The sequence below is a fragment of the Pedobacter terrestris genome (assembly GCF_052343045.1).
GTDB lineage: Bacteria > Bacteroidota > Bacteroidia > Sphingobacteriales > Sphingobacteriaceae > Pedobacter.
The window spans coordinates 2,302,348-2,325,488 of sequence record NZ_CP180264.1; the positions used below are offsets into that span (position 1 = coordinate 2,302,348).

Below are 23,141 nucleotides of genomic sequence, written 5' to 3' on the forward strand. Positions count from 1 at the left end.
TTTATGACTGGTTTACCGTATTTTTACCAATGTTTTAACCCTGGAAATGATAAAAGAACAGCAACTGATATACCTTGATAATAATTCAACGACCCGGCTTGATGGCGATGTGCTGAATGCCATGATGCCATTTCTTACCGGTCAATATGGGAATCCGGCCAGTCAGCACCATTTCGGTCTGGAGCTGAAAAACATCATTGAGCAGGCACGAGAGCAGATTGCCGGTTGCATAGGCGCTTCGGGCGCTGAGGTCATCTTTACCTCAGGCGCAACAGAAGGCATCAACATCGCATTAAAAGGACTAGCTTTTGAAGCTGCCGAGGGAAGAAATAAAATTGTTACGCTTGCAACCGAGCACCGGGCAGTATTGGATACCTGCGCCTATTTAGAGCAGATCGGTTTCGAAATTGTATTTATTCCGGTTGATAACTCAGGTCTGGTCAGCTGCGCTGATGCAGAAAGCATCATAGATGAGCAGACACTGGCAGTCAGCGTGATGCTGGTCAATAACGAAACCGGTGTCATTCAGCCTGTTGAAAAATTAGCCCAGATTGCGCATCGTTATGGAGCGGTGCTGATCACTGACGCCACCCAGGCTATGGGTAAGATAAGCGTTGATGTCGGCCAGCTGGGTGTTGATGTGCTGATTTTTTCCGCGCACAAGTTCCATGGTCCTAAAGGTATCGGCGGATTGTACCTGAAAAGAGGATTAAAGCTCTCGCAAGTTGTTCATGGCGGAGGCCATGAGCGGGGTCTGCGGGGCGGTACATCCAATGTACCGGGCATCATAGGCATGGCAAAAGCGCTGGAGATGGCCGCTATAAATCTTGAGCAAAACAGCGCGCAGATCAGGCATTTGCGAGATACGCTTGAACTTCAACTGCTGGCACTGCCCGGCGCAACGCTAAACGGGCACCCGGATTTGCGGGTACCCAATGTAGCTAATATTAGTTTTGATAACATCGATGCCAATACCTTTATCAGTGAGATGACCGAACTGGCCGTATCGAACGGATCTGCATGCACCTCGGCCGTCTTGGAACCTTCGCACGTGCTCAGCGCGATGGGGGTTACAAATAAATCCGCGTTTGGCGCCATCAGGTTTTCATTAAGCAAATACACGACCCTGGAAGAGGTAAATCAGGTGTCGGACATGATCAGGCGATACATCGGCCGGACTTAATCCTGATCAGAGTTAGCCCCGTCCTCAGGTTCTTCCATGGAAATGGTGATGCCCGAACGCTCGTTTTCGATCGTGATCTCATAATTTTTGAATTCCGGATCCATATAATACAGCTGTTCCCGGAGCCGCTGGCGCAGCTCTATGGCTGGCTTTAAGCAAAAATCCACAAACTCTTCATCACTCACCTCGTCCAGATTAGGAAACAATAGTTTCAAAAAGCCTGCTGACATGCGCATAATTGCCCTGACGTCACGAAAATCCTTGGAGCCGATCATATAACTCCTTTCTTCCACGAACCTATCAAATTCAATACGCGTGCGCATGTAATGAAAGATTTCACCCAGAAAGTCAGCCTTGAACCCTACCCCATCCGATAGCGCGCCTACCGTCATCCTGGGCAGGTTCCAACCTGGAAGGATGCCGTGTATACGGTCCAGCAGGGCGGATTCCTGGAGGAGCTTAGGCAGCTCGCCAAACAGGTTATGCTTATTGGTCGGTAAACCTTGGGCATCAATTTGCACGTTGGCAATGAATACCGCGCCTGCGTCCGCGGAAACGGTATATTTTCCCTTGGAATATTTACCTTGTTCTAAATAGCCCTTCAGTTTGGCAACCGTTTCATCCGGACTGGAAAAGGAAAGTGTCTGTGCCTCATCGAAAACCACGACGTCAAATTGGGTAAATAAACCGGGTACTTTTGTATTTTCGTTATAGAAAAGCACGGCAGGTGAGACAGCTCCGCCTTCAATTAACCTGGAATACCTGGAAAACTGTCCAAACAGAAATGACTTTCCTGTGCCTTTGGGTGCGAGTTCAAATAGATTGACCCTGCGCTGAACAAAAGGCAATAGGCGGGTCAGGAGCGCCTGCCTTTTCTGTTTGCTGCCATACCCTTTTTCCTCTGCGCTATAGCCCAGCGAATTGATCAACAGCTGCAGCCATTCATCGAGTGAGAACTGCTTTCTGTTTTCGACATATTCTTCAAAATCGATCGCCGATGCCTGGAGCGGTTTAAAGTCATTAAGCCATACCTCGCCGCCTTCATCGGTTCTGCGGTAGCCGTAAATGGCCAGTCCCCAGAGCCCCCCTTTGAGCAAGCGGGGAAATTTACTCAGCAGAATTTCTTCCACATAGGCTTTCTGGTTGCCCAGACTGCCCGATTCCAGGTAGGTCTGATCCCGGTTGAGGTTTACCTTAGGTGAGATGTATTCCAGCACCGAAACGCTGTCGCCATTGCGCAGGCGCTGCTTCAGGTCTTCGACTTCGTCCTTGGAAGGCATATACTTATGTATAAAGCCGATAACCTGTTGCTTCACCGATTCATCCCAGTCCCCACCCTTTAACTGTCGGTCAATCAGCCACTCCCCGACAAAAACCGGGATGCTCTGTTCATTCAAGCCGGAACTGCTGTAAAGGCTTTTATCTATACTCGAGGATTCATAAATATCCGTAATCTTATTCCTTAAATTCTTATCCATTGTTAAAAGTCAAAATCGTCTTCAAATTCATCTTTAGCCGTTGCGACAACACATTGCAATTGCTGGGTATCGCGCTCGCCCATGATCAGACATTCCATATTAAACCTGAGTTCCAGGCGACCGCCGCGGGCCTTGGCCTGCAACTTTTGTGATAGCTTTATCGCTCCTGTGAGCACCTTATCTGCCTGGGCAGGGATTTGCAGGGGCAATTCAAAAATACAATTTTCATCCTCTATTACCGAGAAGGATGTAATTTCAATGGCCGTTTGACCATTGTTTTTTATCTTGATCCGGAAATCTTTTTCGGTCTTACCAAAGGTGAGTTCTTTGGCGCCGATGTACCTGAGCTGAAGCTGCGCCTGAACCGAGGCGCTTACCTCGCAAACCAGTAAGGGTACGATGGTTTCTTCCGGACTTAGCCCGCCATGCCTGTAACCTGAATCATACTTTCCAAAATAGGTATAGCCCCTGACAATGGCCCAACTGACCTGATTTTGAGCGCTGTCCGCATCCAGCACATACATTTCCTGGTGATCGACCTGCTCATGGGCCAAACTGCCCTGCAGGGGCACGCAGCGTTCCCTTGGCCGATCTTTAATGGCTTCGGTCAGGCGGATATTTTTAATTTTCTGGCCTTTATTCAGGCATTTGGTTGCCCCGTGATCGGTCGAGATGACCAGCTTAATCCGCTTTTCGGTTGACTCTCTGATCACTTCACTGATCATTTTAATGCGCTTCTCAAGTATCTGCTCAATTTGCGCAGTCCGAGGGGTATCAAATTCAGCATCCTCTTTATGAAGCAGGGCATCTATCTCGTGTGTATGCAGACAGCAAAGGTCACCCTCTATTTCCAGCAATGTTTTAAAGTCTTTGAGTTTGCTGGTATAATGGCACTGCTTACCGCTAAGCGCCTTGCTGAGTAGTTGCTGGCGATTGCCCAGATCCTTAGGCTCAATGCCACGCTCATAAGCGCCCGCAAGCATCGTCGGGATCCCCAGCTCGGTAATCGTCGGCAAGGTAGCCAGGCTCCAATCGAGGTCAACTTTGTTGATACCGAATTTTTTCAGGATACCGCGCAAGGCAGGCGCGTAAAATGCCGGGAATCCATCTAGTATCAACCAGATTACCCTAGTCTGCGGCTCATTCAATAATCCGCGGATTTGGGTAACAATATCCAGATTGGTCAGGATATCGGTGTTGCTCAATATGCTCCTGTAGTTGGAGAAAAGCCAGTCGGAATAAGCGGTCGAGCCTTTATGGATTTGCATCAGTACATCCGGATCTACTTCGCTGACTTCGTCATAATAGAACTTAAAGGGAATAAAAGATTCTACCGCCCAGTTTTTCCATATTTGATGCTGCTCGGTCAGCGGGTATCCGTTTAAATCTGGTAATGGCATCAGCACCGGCCTGCAAAGGCGGCGCAGATCCTGCTGCTGGAGGTAGCTCAGCGACCCGGCGAAGCGCTCGGATAACAGCTGGTAGTCTTCGAGCGAAAGATTCGGTTTCAAATGGATCAAAGCCTCTGCCTCGCTTGGGTATGCACCAGAGATGATTGCAAAATTTTTTGCCCCATTTTGGTAATGTTCAAGAACGAAATGGTATATGGACTTTTCCAAACGGGTGTTTACAGGGCTTTCCCAGTCTTGCTCGCGTTGCAGCAACTCCCGCAGTTGGCTCCCGTTGATATCAAACTCATTTAGATAGCGTGCATGATCATGCTGCCAATGCTCAAAATACATTTTGTTCCTTGCGCAGTAAATTCCCTCACAAATGACCGCTGCATATTCCGCATCCAATGCCATTAGTGGCGCACTCAGCGCGTTTAAAAGCGGCGTATCGGAATTCTGAAGGGATGACAAGGTGGAACGCCAAAGGGAATTTAAATAAGCGTTCGTTAATTGCTCGCCGCTGCTGGCGCATATCTGCGCCAATTGGTATAACACTTTGACGCTGATGTCGTCCTGAGGCAGCTCGCTGCCAAAAAAATGTCTAAAAATTTCGCGTTCGGAGGGTATGATGGATTTTCCGATCAGACCGAGCGAATGAATCGCCTCATCGCTAAGTTCATTGGGAAGCTCAACACCTGGATGTTTTGCTGCCAGCAAGGTTCTGGGCGTCAAGCGTTCTAGTAAACCCGGCACATCATCGAACCAGTTCAAAAATGGTGACTGGTAGACGTGTATGATTTCCACATCCGAGAGCCCCTTTACTAAAAAATTGAATATCAAGTACCTAGCCTGCTGAAATGAGGCTTCGTCACTGACCACAAAGTCACCCCTTTTAGTCTCATGCAAATGATATTGGTCGATCAGTAGCTTCATTCCCCGGAGTTAATTTGGTCGGATAGTACATCCCGTAATACTTTAACGATTTGTGATTTGCTCAGTTTAGCGCTTTTTTCAATCGCTTCGACCTCGGCATTGAGTTTCAGGCGGGCCTCATCCATCCGCGTATCTTTTGGATACTTCCACTTCTGCAGATAAGTGAAAACCTCTTGAAATGCTTTGACGAACAAACTTTGCTCCGATGCAGACCATTGGTCATAAGACCGCTCTATTTTAAATTCAACGGCCATCACGCCGATCATTTCAAAAAGGTTGTCATCCGAATTTAACTTTCGGATCTCATCGAGAAATGGAATTGCACGCTCATCGCTCAACAGTCCACTCTCATTGCCTGCATTGAAACGATAGGCCTCGGTTGAACGCAGGCTTTCTCTGAGCTGAACGCGAAACTCCGCCAATGAATCGGCTTTGATTTTCAGTTTTTTTCCCAGCTCGGCCACTACTTCAAGCAAAGGACGTTTGTAGTCATCAATTGTAGATTTTAGCGCCGATAATTTTTGTTCATATTGCTGCAGCTCCTGCTGATCCCAGTATTTAAATTCGCGGAGCCCAAAGCTTGCTGGTAATGTCTCTAAGAAAAAGGTCCGAATCTGGTTTTGCTGAATTGCGGTGAGTAGGCTAGCCTCCAGGCTTCCTTCAGGCCAGTTGGCCAGTTTGGTGTTGTCCGGTAGCTCCGCCACCCAGCTGTCCGTTAAACTATTTTGCAGCGCCTCAAAGTTGTCCACCTGCACCAGGTCAAAACATTGCGCGATCGCCTGGCAGAGGGCTTCCTCCAATATGGGCGGTCTCCAGGCATTTAGCGCCTTTACGCAATTACCATATTCCTCGGCGATAACACTGACTTCTACCGAACTCCATTCCTCCCATTGGGGGTTTATGACGCCTATCAGCCCGGCCTGGGTCCATTTAGCGGGAATATAGGTTAAAAACTTTTCCTTGACGGTTAACACCGTTTGATATTCCTCGACAAATATATTGACCAGCGGCTGCTCGAAATGCGGTGCCTTGGTTAACGGAGATAGCTTATCCCACCAATTCTGGAAGGTTTCCTTAAAAATCTCCTCAGTTGGGCAGTCATTTGCCGACATTGAGAAACAGGCCCTGGCAATAGACTGATAGACCACCAGTGGACTTCTGGTGTAGGTTTCGATCTGGGTTTTGTATTTTTCAATCGTGGCTACATATTGATGGGTTTGGAATCCCAGGTTAGTCCATTCCTTTACCGATGGAGTCGCCAATTCTTCGAGGTAAAATTTCGCAACCTCTACCGGGTCGGGCGAGCGCATTTTTTTTACCCAGGTCATCACTGACTGGTCTTCAAACACCGCAAGGGACTTTATGGTATAGGACAGCCCGCTAAACCAGGTGCTCACCACGTCCCGGAAATCGTCAATAGTAGAAATTGAGGATTTGAACACCGAGTTTGACACGGTCTTGATGATCTCATCCTTAAAAGCGGTTTCCTCTGCATGCGGGTATTCTTTGTAAACCTTTAGCTTAGCAATCAGTTTTGGGATATTATCGTTATCGTTCCCAAATTCCTCTTTACTCGCCATTTGTAAAAACAGTCCGGGAAGAGTTACCATGAAAAATTCCCTGGCCAGCTTTTCCCGGTCTACGCCTGTTGAGGCGGCCTCCAATAAAAATGGCTGAAGCAATTCCAGGTAAAAGTGTTCTACATCTTGCTTCCTTTTGAACAGTGCCCAGTGTAAAGGGCTCAAAAAGTTCATCAAACCTTCAAATCGTTTCGATAACTCGCCGAAATCGTTTGCATAGGCATCCTTGCCAAATAATCCGTTGAGCTGTTTGAGATACCTGATTTCAAAAGTGGACATTTCAATTTTTCGAATCCGGTAACTAGACCCTGGTTTTAACAGCTCTTCCAGGCTTGCGGAATCTTTGTCCAGTGCTTGTGCTGGTCTTTTAGGATCGATAAGCAGCAGGTTTTCTTTGTTGGCGCGAAGGAAACAGGTAAACATATATTTGATCACCGTTTCCGACAGACCAAAGGGTGCTTGTAAAAGTGGCTTAACAAAATCCGAAGCCGGGATAAGTTGGTCGACTTTTAAAGTTTTGTCTATCAGTTTGAATACCGCTTCTGCCGCAGAACCAGAATCTGGAACCTTGAGCTCGCCATAATGAATTTTATTCACCGTGACTACCTCTGTAGTAAGTTTCAGGTGTTGGAAAAAATTGGTGGTAATTCGTGTGCTCACTGACTGGTTATTAAGATTTGCTAAAGGAAGCCTGTTCTTTTCAGCGCTTAATATATCCGACATTACCGGGCCAATCTCCCTCCTTGGCTTAGTAAACCAGAGTGCATCGTCCTTTATCTTTAACACGGTGGTAAATAGTTCATTGATGTATTCCTCCATCCGGTTATCAAAGGCCCGGCTTTTAATTTCAATCCCGCTGGTCAGCTCAGCAAAACTCCATAGCCAGTTGACCGGTTCGAAAAGGTTTCTGATCTGGGTGGTCAGCTCGGCGCGCAATCTAATGAAATCAGCCTTTACCTTTTGCACGTGGTTGGCATTTCCGCTCACCTCAATATTTCTCTCTGCATTGGTTAAAGCCATAAAATCCGTGGTCCTGGAAAGAATCTTATCAAAAATGTCCGCTGATTTGGCAAAGGCAAAAATGGTGTATTTCAACACATCGGTGTAAGCACCAGTTTTCTTTTGATAAGCCTCCAGGTCATTTTCATCATTACTCAGCAAATAAATAATAAAACCCTGAATGTATGTTTCTTTACTCTCCCAGCGGTAGTTTTTTAAAAGCATACCGAGGTAGGTTTCCAGTTCATCCGGATGGTTGATCCAGATGGTCCGGAAGGACCGGTTACTGCCATAGGTATCATTGTGTTCATCGAATACATAAGCTACTGGCCCATTAACTTCCGTCCAGATGATTTTACTCTCGCTCAAAGTTAAGGTGCCAAGCTTGGATTTTTCTTCCGCGATGATTTTACCCAGGCTTCTGGAACCAAAAGTCGGGAATTCATAAACCCCGTTTTGATTGAGCTCCAGGATTTCATCATTCACCAGACTGTTCATCAACTCCTGAAGATCATTTACCTGAACGGTGTCCATTGCCCAAAGCAAGACCTCGAAACTAGGCTGAATTTGCTCCTTTCGTGCAGCCGTTAAGACCAGGATATTTTCCAGCACCCGTTTGATGATGGGATCCTCGCGTTTTCCTAAGGTCGTGCGGTAAGCATCGACCAGTGAGGCGACATTTTCCGAGCGCGAATCCGCTAAATTTTCCTCGAAAAAAACCAGTAGCATATCGGGGGTATATAAGTTAAGTTTTTCCCTGGATAGCGCTGTATTGGTTTCTTCGATATACTTTTTCAGTCCCCCTGCCCGGATTTCCTTTGGGCTCAGGAAATTGAACATCGAGCGGTTATTCTGGGCAAATTGATTAGAGAGTTTTGGCAGCACAAAGGCCGTCAGGGGATGTAAGGGGTATAGTCCCTTGATGATTTTCTCGGTAATCCAGGCATTACTCCTGCCATCATATAGGGAAAAGTTTTCGGTTTGTTCCAGTAAATCTTCTGTGATGACTGTGCTGATGAGGTTATCTTTTGCAAGCGTATCTCTGGTGATAAACACCTTGCCCATCAGTTCTTCACTTTCAGCATCCTCGATAACGAGCTTATGCCGTACAAAACGCCCGTTTACTTTTTTAATGTCCTCAAGCTTGTTCTGTTGGATGGTCGAGGGTTCCTGATGGCTTGCCGCTATGAAGATGATATTGGCATTACTGACCTTGCCCTTGACCTGCTCCAAAAAACCCTGTATTTTCAGTGTAGGCGTCTGAGCTGTTTTATTAACCAGTTTATCCAAAACCCCTCCAAATTCATCATGGAGTATCACAATCCCCTTATAACCTTTACTCATAATGTGCTGGGCGGTATCGGAGAACGCCTGATAGATATCGCCATGGCTTTCGGAAAACTCCGATCCGATGAACTCCTGAAAAATGAGCTTAAAAGATTCATAACTCGAGCCGTCGCACTTTCTCAACAGTTCGATAAAGTCACGGCCAGTTTTGGTGTTTACCTTGCTTTCAAACTTGGCATACAGGTCCGGATTGTTGTGCTGCCAGCTTTCAAGTGCTTCGGCGGCCCGGAGGTAGTTGGTTTTTGGACGGTAGATGAGCTTTTTTTCCAATAAGGCCAGGTTCAATGCCGCGAGCATCGATTGGTTAAAATCGTCAGTCCCGTAATCGGGGATGACGATTAGATATTCTGAAACGCTTTGCCAGTATTCTTTTAGCGTGGAAGAGAGCCCGTCATTGTAGGTATCTTCCTTATCTTCTATCTTTTTGCGGAGCTCGGTGAAAGCTTCCTGGTCGGAAACGCCCAGCAGATAAGCCATGATGAGTAGCAAATAAGATTTACCTGTACCATAGGAGGCCATGATGAGGTGAACTTTTTCGCTGTCGCGAAAAGATAGGCTCTCAAAAAGTTGGCGCATGATATGGCGGGAGCTGACATTAGGCAGATAGCCATCCAGGTAGACGTTTTTACCTTTAAGATTATAGTCAAAATCCCGTTGGACATTGACTTCCGCTGAGAATGCGGGTGAGAGTTCGATAATTTGACTGATTTTCATTTAGCTATCAGATATGGTTTTGTTTAATAGGCTTCATAGACATGGGTTTGTGTAGCGCTTTGACTAAAATAGTACTTTTTAAAAAAAGTGAATACTACCTCGGAATAAAAACCCAGGAACACTGGTAAGCGGGGTTCCTTTACGATAAGTTTGGTCAGCAGATATTCGAGATATTTCAGGTCATTGAGCCTTGGGGCGATGAAAAGTTCCAGGTTTACAACTAAAGTAGCTTGTTTGCTAGAGCTGCCCATGATCAGCGTTAGCAATTCATCATCGGTCTGGATGATTTTCTTTACCTCCATTTCAGCAAGGTTAATTAGGTTCAGCCCGCAATCCTCGAAATGACTGAGTAGCTCGGGATCGTTCAGTAGCACAATGCCCGTTCGTTTTCGTGCATGGGTTACTTCCCTTACAAAATCGTTAATACTCCGCATAATATTTTTCGATTAGTTCCTCCGGTTGGCCATTGTAGGCAAACTCCACCAGATTAAGATCCGCATGATGAACCAGTTTAGTCAGCTTCAGGTTCATCAGCTCGACCATTTTCAGCTCGAGTTCCTTTGAACCCCAGTTAAAGAATTTCGCGACGTTGTTTCTTTCTTCAAGCAGCTCGGCAAAGCTGACCGAGGTCCTGGCCTTGCGCTGGCGATAAAGAACATAGGCTACAAAATAAGGGTTGAGGTTGTAGGGCTCCCCCCGGTGGAGCTGTTCATCAAAGCTGCGAAACAGATTCAGGGACTCGAACGCCGAGGAATCCAGTATACCGGCTTTGGTCCGGTTAATCAAACCGTTTAGCTTTTTGCCATCATAATCGGTTTTCACTTTATTCCGCGCGGCCCATAGTTTGAACTTCCGGATAACCGCTTCATCAGCTGAAGACATGCTGAGATCATTGATTAGAAAATTCAGAAAGGGATTGTTTTCCTTCAATGACCAGTTGTATAATAAGACCCATTTAGTAAACGGATCGCGGAAACGGGCATCATTTTTGAAAATGATCTGGCCGGTTCTGGTCAGGGTATTTTTTCCGGCCAGCAGACCGAAATCGCTGAGGTATTCCTTCAAACCCCTAACTTTGTTTTCGCCAAAGCCGGATTCCTTCAGCAGTTCCGCATTGTTCAGCGGCCCCTTTGCGATTAGACTGAGTACTTTGTAAAGGTCTTTGAGGTCAACTGAAAAACCCTGGTATTCTTTTAAATACTGCATATTAAATAAAGCAGGCCGCGCAGCCGATTTCACCGTCTTCGTAATCTGATAATATATCAATCAGTTTACTGGAGATGTTACCCTGTTTTTGCCTGTCGGTTTCTCTTTTTAAATAATCTTCTTTGATTTGTGTAATGCGTGCTGGCATAATGAGCTCCGAAAGAGTCTCATTCTGGTTCCAGGTGTAGCCTTTTTTCTCATAGTCGAGTGCTTTCTGAAAGAGATCAGGATGCTGCTCATATAGCCACACCCACTCGATCTTCTGCTGGAAAAAACAAAAATAGCAGCCCGAGCGACTTCTGGCGTATTCTCCTTTTTTGCCGTTTACCTCGAATTCAATTTTTTCATAATATTTGGGAACGCCAACGCCACTCTCGCGCAATATCCGGAAGATATCCTCTTTTATGAGCACATCTTTATTTTCGATTAACGGGAATTCCGCCGTCTGCGAAAGGGGATAATCTGTTGTTTGCAAAAAGGCGAATATCAGCGCATTTGTCAAAACCACATCGCGCTCCAGTAGCAATTCTGCTTTCTTTTTGATGGTAAATTTGAGATTGGTCGGCTGCTGGAGCAATTCCGCAAAATCCTGCGTTGGTTTGTAGGCTTGTAAGGCGAGCTGCGTGGTTAAGAACGGAATATTCTTATTGTGAAACGCCTTACTGATCACATCCTCGCTCCAGATGTTCTTCCGGAAGGGAAAGATGGATTGGATGTTGTTTTTTTTGGAAATATACCCATCCCTGTTCTCATCTCCCCTGATGCCCACATAGGATATCACAGGATCATCGGCGACAAATTTCTCAAAGGGCGCAAGTTTAAGCGTTTGCGTACACCACCGCGCCTGTGTAGAGGGCAGGTATTGAAATTTAAGGTTCAATAAATAATCAAAAGAGTCATATCCATGGTTTTCCTCGTCCGTACTGGCGGTCAACTGAATGATTTTTTTGCCCAAAAATATTTCCAGATTCTGAATCAGCTCATAGGTCTCATCCAATTCTTTACCGGTATCAGTCGTATAATATTCGATATCTAGCTCGGGATAATGGGTTTTCATGTAGATAGCGAGCGCTGCACTATCCTTTCCTCCTGATATCCCTAACACATGCCTTACTTTGCTCATGATTGTATATATTCTTTTAATAAATTAGCCAATGCCACCATGTTGAGCTGCTGGTTTGACCCAGCGGTGCCCAGGGCTACCCTGAGCTGTTCTTCGATGAGTGAAATTTCCGCGCGTTTGTTCTTTGGCAAGCGGATGATGGTCTTGTTCACCCCATCGACAAAGGAGTTGATCTCAAAGCCAAGTACCTCTTCTGCCTGGATATCGTATCCTGAATCGGAAAGATCGGCCAGTTTATCCAGACTGCTGATCATGGATAAAAACTCGTCGGTCAATACAGCTTCATCGTGGTCGCTGAAGGCTTCGAGCGCTTTTCCGGTCAGTGTCTGAGCGATGGAATTCAGCCAGGCCTTGCGATCATCGATATTGGAGGTAACCCGCTGTAAAAATACTTTCTGTGCCGGAGCCGTCACGTAGGCTTTCAGGTTTTCGTACCTGGCCATTATGGTTGGCTTGTAGATATTGAATCCGTCGTCCGTACCAGTTATTCGCTCCTGTATAGTTTTTTCAAACCTGTTGACCAGCAGCTCAAAACAAGTCTTGATTTCAGTGATTGCGTGATTTAATGCGCCGACATATTCCGCTATAAGCGCTGGTTTTTGCAGGAGTTGATCGGTATGATAGCCCAGCGCCTGCGGAAAATCCTCAAAAAAGGTTTGTTCGAGGTCTTCGGTCGCGGTAATTACCTTTCGCAACGCTTTTGCCCCTTTGCTCAGGTTTTTATTAGTAGTTTTAGTAAACTCCGGCAGTTGACGATAGAAAGACAGGAAAGGCCTTATCGTATCAATAAAGGTTTGATTGTCGAGCGTTTCGGCAGCGGACTGCTGCAAAAATTCACGGTATTGGTTGAACAGGTCGAGCCTCATCCCTTCGATATCGAAAGCTTTGATTTCATAGCGTTCGGGGTAACGGATGATCAAATCAAGGGTTTCCTCGGTCATGAATGGTACATATCCGTTTTCGCCGAAAAGCGCAAACTCATCTCTTTTGATAAACAGAAAGGTCGGAACCCAGAAGGAAAGCAACCCCTGTTTGATCTTAAACGGCCTTGCCGATAAGACTTCTATGAAATCCAGGATGTTTTTCCTGCCGCTGCGCGCACTTTCTAAAAACTCGATGGATTTGTTCCATAGTGGTGTAAAATTATTCGCATCATCTCCCAGATTGGCCTCACCAATTGAAATGGAAATGTGATTGGCTTTTATCAGAGAGAGATAGATGGTTTTTTCGGGTGGAAATTTTTCCTTCTCGAAACCTAAATCGATCTGGTCCCATTGCTTAACCAGCGCCTTAAAATAGTTTTTTCGGGCGGTGGCGATCGATGGCGAAATTTTATGCTTGTTGAGCAGTTCATTGTTGAATACCGGTGTATGCGGATAAGCAGTTGTGCATACTACGGAAAGCAGCTGGTTGAAACTTCGTTTATTGGCGACCGTTTGCTCCCTTCCGTTCCATACCCATTTCAAATTCTGGTTATCGCTATGCAGATTACCTAGTATGAAATGATTTAAGGTGCGCTGGCTGGCTTCTAGGCCTTCATTCAATAGTTTTACCGCGACCTTGTCATCACTGTTCTCTTCCTTTACCTTTTGCAGTTTTTCCAGCTCAAAGAGTAGATCCCTGATGGTTTTTGAGTTTTCATAAAATACATAAAGGCATGGCGCACCTTGTTGCAATTCAGAATAAGCCCTTACTTCTTCGAGACTCAGTTTTTCATTGAACAGCAAATAGATAAACCCATCGATTTCTCCGCCAGGCTGATCAAAGGTTAATTTATCGGTAATGATAAATTCGAATACCCGCGGGGTACCGGTTTCATAGGTATAGTTTTTGGCCAGTACCGGCGGTAGCGAGTAGTAACGTTTGAGCAAATGCGCAACGTCGTTCACCTGGTCGACTTTCCCTGCCGCCGCGATTAAAGCAGCCTGCATATCCAGGGATGTTCCCTCATTCAGGGTAAAGCGTTGCAGGTGCGTGCGGTAAAGGATAATATTTCTACGCGTCAGCTTTTCAATCAGAGGCTCAGGATCGGTAATCGATAAGCATAACCTGGCATATCTGATTAAAAACTCGCGGTTTAGCTTACTGCCTTGAGCGGCGGTAAGATCTAGCAGACCAATACTCTTAACCAGTTTACTGAGTTCCTCCACCTGCTCATCGAAACTACGTTCCACCTCATCTAAGATGTTGCGGATAGACTTCCAGGCGGCATAATCCGGATTATATTTAGAATGCAGGTAAGAGTAAAAGTTAAAAAGCAGGTAATCATAAACATGCGACAGGCTGAAACAACGGCCTGAGCGGGAAACCTTCGAGATACTGGTGTGGTCAGAAGAGATGAGGAAAGAAAAAAGACTTCGCTCGTTCTGTCCGTAACGCTGCAGGGATAGGGTCAGCACATTTGCTGATAATAAGTCCAGCGGCAATAAATCCAGGGCATCTTCAGAGGTCAGCTTTTCCGCCAGTTCAAATGATTTGGAGCGTTTAAACAGGTCTGTGAGCTCCAGCGCCAGCATTTCATCATTGGCGTCCTTGCGCGTAATCGAACGTAAATGTTCGGCCGCCAGTTTGAGCAGCTGCTCCACGGGCTCGTTGAAGGTAAGTTCCTTAAAACGCCCCTTTACCTTCGCCCACTCCTGCCGCTGGGTATGCTGAAGTCCGAACGCATAGGCATCAAAATTCTGGTGAACGGTGGTGAGCAGCAAAATATTATATTCCGGTTTGGATACAAATTCGGCCAATTGCTGCAAAAAGTATAATTCCTTTTCCGGAGCGTGTTCAGCGGCATACTCTAAAAACTTACCGAATTCATCGATCATAATGATCAGCGTCCCTTGCTTTACCGCATTTCTGTACCGGTAAAACAATTTGGAAAAGATCTCACTGGCGGACTTTTCTTTGCCAGTCTCGAACAGCTCGGAAAAACAATCGATGATAGAACGGTGTTCACCGACCAGGCGCAATACCTCGATTGAACCCTTATCGAAATGGCTGGCTGAAAAATAGGGTTTGCCTTTGGCAATATTTTGCTCCAGGGCCCACAAAAAGGCACTTTTCCCGGTTCCATAGGAACCAACGATATTGAATACGTGCGTGCCCAGCTTAAAATCGTTGATGATTTGAGCGAAGATCCGTTTTGAATTTTCGGTAGGATAATAGGTAAGTATCCGGTCTGCATCGCGGTCAATATTGACCGAGGCACTAAACTGGTTGATATCTGGCTTGAGCAGCATAATAATGTCTTAAAATTTCAGCGGATGTTGGTTTGTTTTGGAATTGAAGTTCCCGAATTCCGGCCTGTTCACTCAGTACGCCATAACCAAGCGTTTTAGTCATATCTTTAAGCTTGTTATATAGACCGGCCTTGGTGAGCGCAAAAACGCTTCCCGGGGAGTTTTCATCCACCTCCAGTTGATTGAGGCTAATGGAGTTCTGATAATCGCCATTTTCGAGTATCGCATATAAAACAGCAACCTCAGGGAGCGCCGGGCGCTCATTTGGGGCGATGTAGTATACATTTTCAGATTCCTTTTTGGCATCCTCTTTTTGCTTGACAAAGAAATCCAGTAGGTTTAGCTCTGTTAATATGCCCGAAAAACTATCTTCTTTATCCTTAATCCCGTCTGTATTGAGGTACAGTTTGACAAACACGACAAAATCTTCATTGATGCTGTTCTCGCTCACGCTTTGCGAGCGTTCGGCTAGTTTTAGCTTAATAAAGTGCAGGTAATCACTTTTGGTAAACTCTATTTTACTTTTTCTAAACTCATTGAAGATCAAACTGTAGGTAGAGGCGTAACCAATCGTTATCAGGCGGTAATGTAAGATCCAGAGCGTTGCCTCGTCTTCCAGGAAAGGATCCAGTCCGGCCTCTTCCCCACCGAACATTAAATGTGAAAAATCGGTCAGGTTATCCTGTTCATCGGTCAGGCCAAATGCCCTCATCCAGAAACGGATCGAGCGCACCATATTGTTTCCTACCCCCAATACAATTCCTGCGGCATCGGTATTGAAATTATGTCCTCCGTCTAGAAAGTCATGACCCTTTTTAAGCCACATTAACCGGCATTGAAAAGAATCATGTCCTGAAAAAGAGAACCTGTTGCTTTTTTGAATCATCGAGCTAAATTTAAGATATGGTTTACCTAAAAATAAACCATAGTTTCAAAATTAGGAATTAAATGACACATATCAGAGAATAGTTATCAACCAACCCAGGTATTTCTGGGGGTTTTCCACATTTGTTCAAAATGGCCGTTACATTTAACAAAGGCGGCGGATAATGAGCGGAGAAGCAGGACGCGCTATGCGCATGAGTAGTACTGAAATATTGCGTAAGCTTGATTTGACTTTCATTCGGTGCGTGCGTTGTTAAGCCGGATTAGCTTAAATATTCAATGGCCGTTGAATAAACGCCTCCCACCCGCTTCTTTGCGGCCTATCTGCCTGAGGCAGAAAAGCGAGTTGGTATATACGCTGAAGGTTTTAGGTGGAACTGCGGCGGCAGTGGGTTTTGGTTTTTCGCTGCTTTGGGGAACATTTCTCGATTAAGCGTTTTTGAAAAAATGGTCGCCGGGATGTGCTGAGTAGGTAGCGGGCGCGGATTGAAGGATATCCGGGGTATGTGGGGCTTGGTCTGGTAAAAAGTTTTTAGCTGAGTTTGGTTTTGTGGCGTCATTAATTTATTTATATTGGTCTGGTAAAACCATCGTTTTTAAAAATCCGATGGATTGTAAACCATTCTTTTTTGAGGGGACGGGGCCCGGTGGGCAGACAGATTTTGCCAGGCACGGCCCATCAAAAGAGAATACCTAAAAACGATCTAAATGCCTCAATCATCAAGTATTGTTATTGATATTTCCAAAAGCAATAACGCAAAAGAATTTAAAGGAACTGCGCTGGTTCATCAGGATGAACTGAGCATAGCCACAAACTGGATCAAGGACAGGTTGGCCTTAGTGGACCAGGAAGATACCGAAAGGCTTCATGAAACGATTACCATTTTGGGCAGCCGTGGAAGTGGCAAGACTTCGTTTCTGTTGAGCCTGATTAAAGAGCTTGAAAAAACTGAGCTGGCGATCATTGAAATCATTGATCCGACTTTAATCGAGGACAAGGGACATGTTTTTTTAAATGTCATCGCCTCGGTGAAGAAGCTGGTGGAGCAAAAACTTGACCTGGATGAGTGTGATCCTTTGGATTCGGCGTTTCACCAGAAACTTTCCTGGGAATCCACGCTTAAAAGGCTGGCGCACGGGCTGCCTTCGATAGATGGCGTGGGTACGGGTTTAAATGAACAGAGCTGGCAGGATCCCGAATTTATCATGGACAGGGGCATCATGGCCATCTCCTCGGCTAGGGAGCTGGAGAAGAATTTTCACAAGTTTTTAGAGGAAGGCCTTCGAATCTTGGACAAAAAGGCCTTTATGATTGTCTTTGATGACATTGATATCGATTTTAAGAAAGGATGGCCGGTACTGGAAACCATCCGGAAATATTTTACCAGTTCGAAACTCATCACCGTAGTCAGCGGTGAGCTAAGGCTATTTTCACTGGGCATTCGCAAAAACCTTAATAAAGATCTTCAGCATGCGCTGAGCCACCATGCCAGGGGAGATGAATACCTGGAAGAGATTATGACCGAAATGGAGGGCCAATACCTGCAGAAAGTGCTTAAGGCAGAGCGCAGGGTGATTTTGCGTACGCTGGGTGAGAAAAAAGGCAGTGCGCGTTTGCTCGACATCAATATCAGCGTAAATGGCTGGGAGGATAATATCGAACATGCCTATACCGCTTTACTTTCAGATTTTGGCATCAGGAACAGATTTCAATCGAAGGCGTTTTGCGGCTTTTTGCTGAACCTGCCCTTAAGAACGCAGATCCGTTTGTTCTCACTTTACTATGAGCGAACCAATGAAAGCGGAATTTTCCGCCTGGAGCAGGCTTTCATTAGCGAACTTTATGAGCGAAGGATAGAGATCAATAAGGTGCTGGGCAACCCCAATCTGCTCAATATTGAAATTCTGGATCTATTGGTGCGGGAAAAACAATTAAATGAAGCCTATCAGCTACAACCGACCGGCGAAAGATACGTGCTGAATTCTTGCCTGACCGCGCTGAGTCTTTCCTATTCAAACCTTGTCCGGCAAGACCGTTCCTTTTTGATTTTTGATTATTTCATCAGGATTGGCTACGTGAGAAACCTATTTTCTAGCCTGGGCTATGCCGAGGATTCAAACGATTCGCGAACCTCTGTCAGTCCGTCTATAAACGGTTTGATCAAGTTTTGCGGGTTAAAGCAAGATGGTGTGCTCCGGGATACCACAGGCCTGATCACCGCTTACCTCAGAGGGTACTTAAACTTTCAGAGCCAGGGATCAGCGGTCTGGGCAGGAACTATCCCGCTAAAGGCACTTGGTGATTTTCAGAACGATAGGCGCGAAAACACGGCAGATCGGGTCGATCATGTCTTTGAGCACATCAAAGGGGACCTTCGCACGTTAGGCCTTATTCCGCTCACGATCGCTAAATTCAGCGTTCGAAATGAGCGAATGCCCTGCTTTTCCATTTACACTTTGCTTTCCACAATTGCCGAACTGCTCAAAATGAGTGATGAGGAGGATGAAGATTTACTTTTAAAGGGACTGCAGGAGCTCTCGCAGATCAGAACCTATGCCATGCCCGAATTTTCAAATAAGGGGCTCAACCTGCAGGAGGAATATTTGTCGGCCGAAGAGGAAGACGCTGATTTGGGAACTGTAGGAAACGGCAGGCTGGCCAGGGACATCATCCGCTGGAAAGCCAGCTTTAAATACCCCCTTATTGCGCCTTATCTTTTAGGGAAGATATCCACGCGTTTTTTTTATGCGCTGGACAGTATACAGCCAAAGGCAGATCAGGGACTGGGATCGATTTTCCACGCCCAGATCGTGAGCTTCATGAATGCGGTGTTAATCGAGGACGTCAAGGAAAACCTTCCCTTTCAGCGCATTAACATCAATAACACCGTTTACAGCGACAGTATACTCATCAACAACCTTTCCAGAATTAACCGGCAGGAGGATCCCGGTCAGCTTCGATTCTCGAGGTGGATTTTATCCTGCCCACTGCTCACCGGCTATTTAGACCCTTCAGCGGAAAAACTCCTGAAAGCCTTGCGTAATTTCTGTTTGATGGAAGAGCGGTTCTTTTTCAGCAAGGACTCGGTGTTTTCCGCGCTGCAGCGCGTATCCCTTCGCGGACAGACCAATAAAACCAATACCCAGAAAGACAGTTTACAGGAACGCGTCGAGTCGATCATTGACACCTTGCATAGGAGAAAAGTACCACGATCGTTGTTCGAACTTGGCAGTCGTTCGGAAATCATAAAACGCAACGACGTCATTAGGCAATCACTGAGCGATATTTTCGGAAATGATGACTACACTTCGACTATGATAAAAGAGGTCCGGGACTACATAAGCGCTAATAATATCAAGTGGTAATTCAGTCTGTCTTTAAGAACTTGTTGTTAGACAATGAGTCCCTGGAGGGTTACCGGGCTGGCATCTTCGCGCAGTTTACTGACGTAAAAAGGCGGCTATTTTTAAAGGAAAGAACTGAAAATAACCTCATTCCCGATCAGTATTACCATCTGCTGACCGAGAAGGGCTTCACGGGAATTGGCTCGTTAGCAGAAGTGCTGACCAAGGGCATCTTCAATCTGGCAGATGAGCACCTGTTGCTGGATTCGGCAAGAGTACACGTCAGGGCTCCCCAGACCAACGGCTGGCAAAAGCTGATCACCTACATGCCGCCACTGCTGCTGCAATCGGCACTACTGGCCGTCAAGGCACCACTGGCCACGCTGGATTCGGCCAGTATCCAGGGGTATTACAAAAAGTTTCTGTTGCCGAATTTCAGATACACCGCCCTTCCCTATCCGTTTATTGCGCATCTGGAAGATTATATCAAGCAAAAGAAAGGATTCTTCGATTTGCATGTCCACCTCAACGGCGCGACCGAGACCGATATCAGCTGGCAGGACTATCTGCATGAACCGGAAAAAATTTATCATGAGCTTAAAAAGGCCTATCATGCCCAGCCCAAAGTCCGTGAACAGCTCGAGCAGGAATCAAGCCTGCTTGATCCAGGTAAGTTTCTGCACCTGCTGAAAATCGGCCAGCGCATAAGGCTGCTCTTGTTTGATTTTGTTTTTGGCCTCAATGCCTCCGAATACAGGCGATTCACGGCGGAACAGCTATTGCAGCAAATACTGCGACCGGCAGCTGCTTCCAGGTTCGCAACCAGTGCAAAAAATCCCTTTGAGGATCTGGTGCCCGGACGTTCCAGTGGATTTACCATGTCCATAGAAGCTTTGATGCATATTCTGGTGCTGAGGCAGCTCAGGATCAAGCCGGGCAAAGTGCTGAGCGCCTGTTATCATTTTTACCTGCTCATCCTGGGTTTGACCAACAGGCTTTTGGTGCAACAAATGCATCAATACGGATTTGAGCAGTTTCAGAAACATACGCTCAACGGGTTACGGGAACATAGTGAGAAAAAATTTAAACAGCGTTTTTTTCAGATGCACGGCAATGAGCTCCGGAACATTTCCTTTCTGGAAGGCCGCATCTCGCCTAAAGAAACCTACCTGGAGATGCTCTCGCAGATCACCGAAATCAGCACGGGATGGAAAAGCCTCAGGCAGCACATCGCAACCCAGCTCCGTCTGGAGCGTAGGACAGGCGCTGGGGATACTACCCTTACTTTACCAACCTTAAAGCTAATTGCCCATTTTATCAAACGCGCGGATACCAGCCGCACTAAACTCTTCAGGCATGAGGACTTAAGGATAAACATCTGGAAACGCGCGATGGCCCTCGCTTACCTCTTTAACAATTATCCAAATTATGAGGGAATTCCACTGGTCGGTGCCGACGCCGCCGCCAATGAATTCGATACCCCGCCGGAGGTATTCGCTCCGGTGTTCAGGCTTTTGCGCAGAAACGGCCTGAAACACTTCACCTACCATGCCGGGGAGGATTTTTATCATATCCTCAGCGGCGTACGAGCTGTTTACGAAGCGGTCACCTTTACCGGCCTTGAACAGGGTGACCGGATCGGGCATGCGACCGCTACGGGGATTTCCCCTGAACACTGGTTTTCGGTGCTTGGCCCCAGACTGCTTATCCGCGGTGGGGAGTGGCTGGATAACCTGATTTTTTCCTATCACCTGATTTTAAGCGAGCGCATCGGTCCCCTTCAGCACCTGTTACCAAACCTGGCCAGCGAGATACAAAAACGATATCAGCAGCTATATGGCCACTATGCCGGAATTAAAGCAATAGAAGATGCCTGGATGGCGAGGAAATTTTGTCCCATTCTAGCGCTGAGCCCCAATGTCCATGATGCCAGGCTCCGCTCGGTCTTTGATGCCCGTGAATGGGATGATATCCAGTCGGCAAGGCTCGACCGCGATTGTCTGCTGGTATTAGAGCGTTATCATAACCCACAATTCAGGCAAAAATACCAGCAGCCGATCGAAATTGACACCTTTGAAATCTTCGGTGCGCGGGAACTGGAATACTTGCAAAAAGGCGTGCTGAAGGTCATGCACAAAAAAGAAGTGGTCATTGAAACCCTTCCAACCAGTAACGTCCGCATCGGTCACTATGCGGACTATTCAAAATACCATTTGTGGAACTGGCTGAAACTCGAGCAGCAGGGAGAACCCGTGCCCCCGATTGTATTGGGAACCGATGATACGGGAATTTTTGCGACCAATATCCTTAATGAATATGCCAACGTTTACGCTCAATTAACTTTTGGCGCGGGATTAAGCCATCATAAGGCCATGGAGGTTGTCAAACAGCTCAACCGGAACGGAAAAATCTATGCGTTCCGCTGATACCTAATGGACTAGCGCACAGATTCCGTCTAGCTATGACGGAATCTGCGGCAAAGTGATCAGAGCGATTGGTAGCTAAAGTGGATTTTCAGCTTGATTGGTTCTTTCCCAATTTTGGTGGTTAATTATTTTATTAATGAATGCAATAGATATGCCTGACAGCACTCAAATGCATAAGTTGAGGCTAATAAATATCTACTAATGATTATATTTTTTCGAATTTAAAACAAATCGTTATTTTCTGTTGTTTGCGGTAGAAAATAGCAACTTTCAGAGTATCGTAGCTAATGCTTTTTGTCACTTGGTCAGAATATTCAGCAGAACTAAGCCGACAAAATTAGGAAAGAACCCTTAATTGACCAAGTGATTCTATGGCTTGTTAACCATTAAATAAGACAACTACCATACTTTAAAAACTTCTTGATTATCATTTTTTGAGTTGGTCAGTCTATATCGACTGAGGAGAACAATTGAGTTTGAAACGCTTGCCGGATTATTCAATCGCTTGACCAGTCAATTTGCCCATAATTCTCGTGAAGCTAGTGAATACCTCTAGAGATACTTGGGAGTAAGCGTAAAAGAACACTCATAGACTATTATCGTGGCCTAAAGATAATTTTACATTTCAGGTATTAAGTCTCAAAATCCTAAATATTTATTTTAAAGAATCTTAAAATATTGCTTTAAAATTCAAAAATAAAAATTACTTTTATACTACAGTATTTGCAGTAAAAAAGGAACAAAAAAGCGGTGAGTCACTAGGTGAGTATCTAACCTAAAGTCCATTGAATATTGATTAAACGCATACTTTCGGACTACGTTCGAATCCCAGCGGGATCACAGACAAATCCTCTAACGAAAGTTAGGGGATTTTTTGTTTTATACCTGCCGGGATATGAATGAAGCTTTGGGATGGTTCGAACTTTCTCTTAAGCGGACTGTCGTGTAGACGGCGTCAGCGAAAAATCCCAGCGGAATCACAGAATCAACCTTAGAAAACACTAACCAAACTGCAAATCATTTTCAGGCCTTTGCATTTTTACTAAAATGCCATTTTATTCATATTTTTAGTGTGTTTTGGTGTAGCCTGGTAAGTTGGGCTAAAATAGCGACACAACCAGTAAAGCCAAACTAAAACACATCCAAATTCCAGAATTTTTCGGGATGGAAAGGCGATCAAAACCTTACACCTGGTTGATACCAGGTTTACACCAACATTACCCTTTGTTTACCCCTTGTTTACCTATTGGTTACCTAAGGGGTAATGAATAGGTAATAAAAAGGTTAACAAAGGGTAA

General features: G+C 45.7%; 11 protein-coding genes. 3 read left to right on the forward strand and 8 right to left on the reverse strand.

Annotation, left to right across the window (positions count from 1 at the left end):
- Positions 1-46: 46 nt before the first annotated feature.
- Positions 47-1,183 (forward strand): cysteine desulfurase family protein, encoded by a 1,137-nt coding sequence (locus ACJVDH_RS09860; RefSeq protein ID WP_443947401.1) that lies wholly within the window; start codon positions 47-49, stop codon positions 1,181-1,183.
- Here the strand turns inward: ACJVDH_RS09860 and brxL are convergent.
- The 8 genes from brxL to ACJVDH_RS09900 are packed head-to-tail and all read right to left on the reverse strand — an operon-like array spanning position 1,180 to position 16,073.
- A complete protein-coding gene (gene brxL, locus ACJVDH_RS09865; RefSeq protein WP_443947402.1) occupies positions 1,180-2,661 on the reverse strand; it encodes a BREX system Lon protease-like protein BrxL in 1,482 nt (493 codons plus the stop codon). The two genes, ACJVDH_RS09860 and brxL, sit on opposite strands and share 4 nt — an antisense overlap.
- Before the next feature lie 2 nt (positions 2,662-2,663).
- Entirely contained in the window at positions 2,664-4,985 is a 2,322-nt protein-coding gene (locus ACJVDH_RS09870; RefSeq protein WP_443947403.1) for a hypothetical protein, read from the reverse strand.
- Positions 4,982-9,625: a hypothetical protein gene (locus ACJVDH_RS09875; RefSeq protein ID WP_443947404.1), complete on the reverse strand. Its 4,644-nt coding sequence runs from the start codon at positions 9,623-9,625 to the stop codon at positions 4,982-4,984. Before ACJVDH_RS09875 ends, ACJVDH_RS09870 begins: the two co-directional genes overlap by 4 nt.
- 23 nt (positions 9,626-9,648) lie before the next feature.
- Positions 9,649-10,059, reverse strand: a complete 411-nt coding sequence (locus tag ACJVDH_RS09880; protein WP_443947405.1) for a hypothetical protein — start codon at positions 10,057-10,059, stop codon at positions 9,649-9,651.
- Positions 10,046-10,831 carry a DUF4007 family protein gene (locus tag ACJVDH_RS09885; RefSeq protein ID WP_443947406.1) on the reverse strand — a complete coding sequence of 262 codons (786 nt, stop codon included), beginning with the start codon at positions 10,829-10,831 and terminating at the stop codon, positions 10,046-10,048. Before ACJVDH_RS09885 ends, ACJVDH_RS09880 begins: the two co-directional genes overlap by 14 nt.
- Before the next feature lies 1 nt (position 10,832).
- Positions 10,833-11,954: a phosphoadenosine phosphosulfate reductase domain-containing protein gene (locus tag ACJVDH_RS09890; protein WP_443947407.1), complete on the reverse strand. Its 1,122-nt coding sequence runs from the start codon at positions 11,952-11,954 to the stop codon at positions 10,833-10,835.
- Positions 11,951-15,187, reverse strand: a complete 3,237-nt coding sequence (locus tag ACJVDH_RS09895; RefSeq protein WP_443947408.1) for a hypothetical protein — start codon at positions 15,185-15,187, stop codon at positions 11,951-11,953. The genes ACJVDH_RS09890 and ACJVDH_RS09895 overlap by 4 nt, the downstream gene beginning before the upstream one ends.
- Positions 15,156-16,073 (reverse strand): DUF4007 family protein, encoded by a 918-nt coding sequence (locus ACJVDH_RS09900; RefSeq protein WP_443947409.1) that lies wholly within the window; start codon positions 16,071-16,073, stop codon positions 15,156-15,158. The genes ACJVDH_RS09895 and ACJVDH_RS09900 overlap by 32 nt, the downstream gene beginning before the upstream one ends.
- Positions 16,074-16,780: 707 nt before the next feature.
- On the opposite strand from ACJVDH_RS09900, the gene ACJVDH_RS09905 reads away from it, so the two are divergent.
- Both ACJVDH_RS09905 and ACJVDH_RS09910 read left to right on the forward strand, forming a co-directional pair.
- Positions 16,781-19,438 (forward strand): hypothetical protein, encoded by a 2,658-nt coding sequence (locus ACJVDH_RS09905; protein ID WP_443947410.1) that lies wholly within the window; start codon positions 16,781-16,783, stop codon positions 19,436-19,438.
- A gap of 20 nt (positions 19,439-19,458) precedes the next feature.
- Positions 19,459-21,843, forward strand: coding sequence for a hypothetical protein (locus ACJVDH_RS09910; RefSeq protein WP_443947411.1), 2,385 nt, complete (start codon positions 19,459-19,461; stop codon positions 21,841-21,843).
- The last annotated feature ends 1,298 nt before the right edge of the window (positions 21,844-23,141 follow it).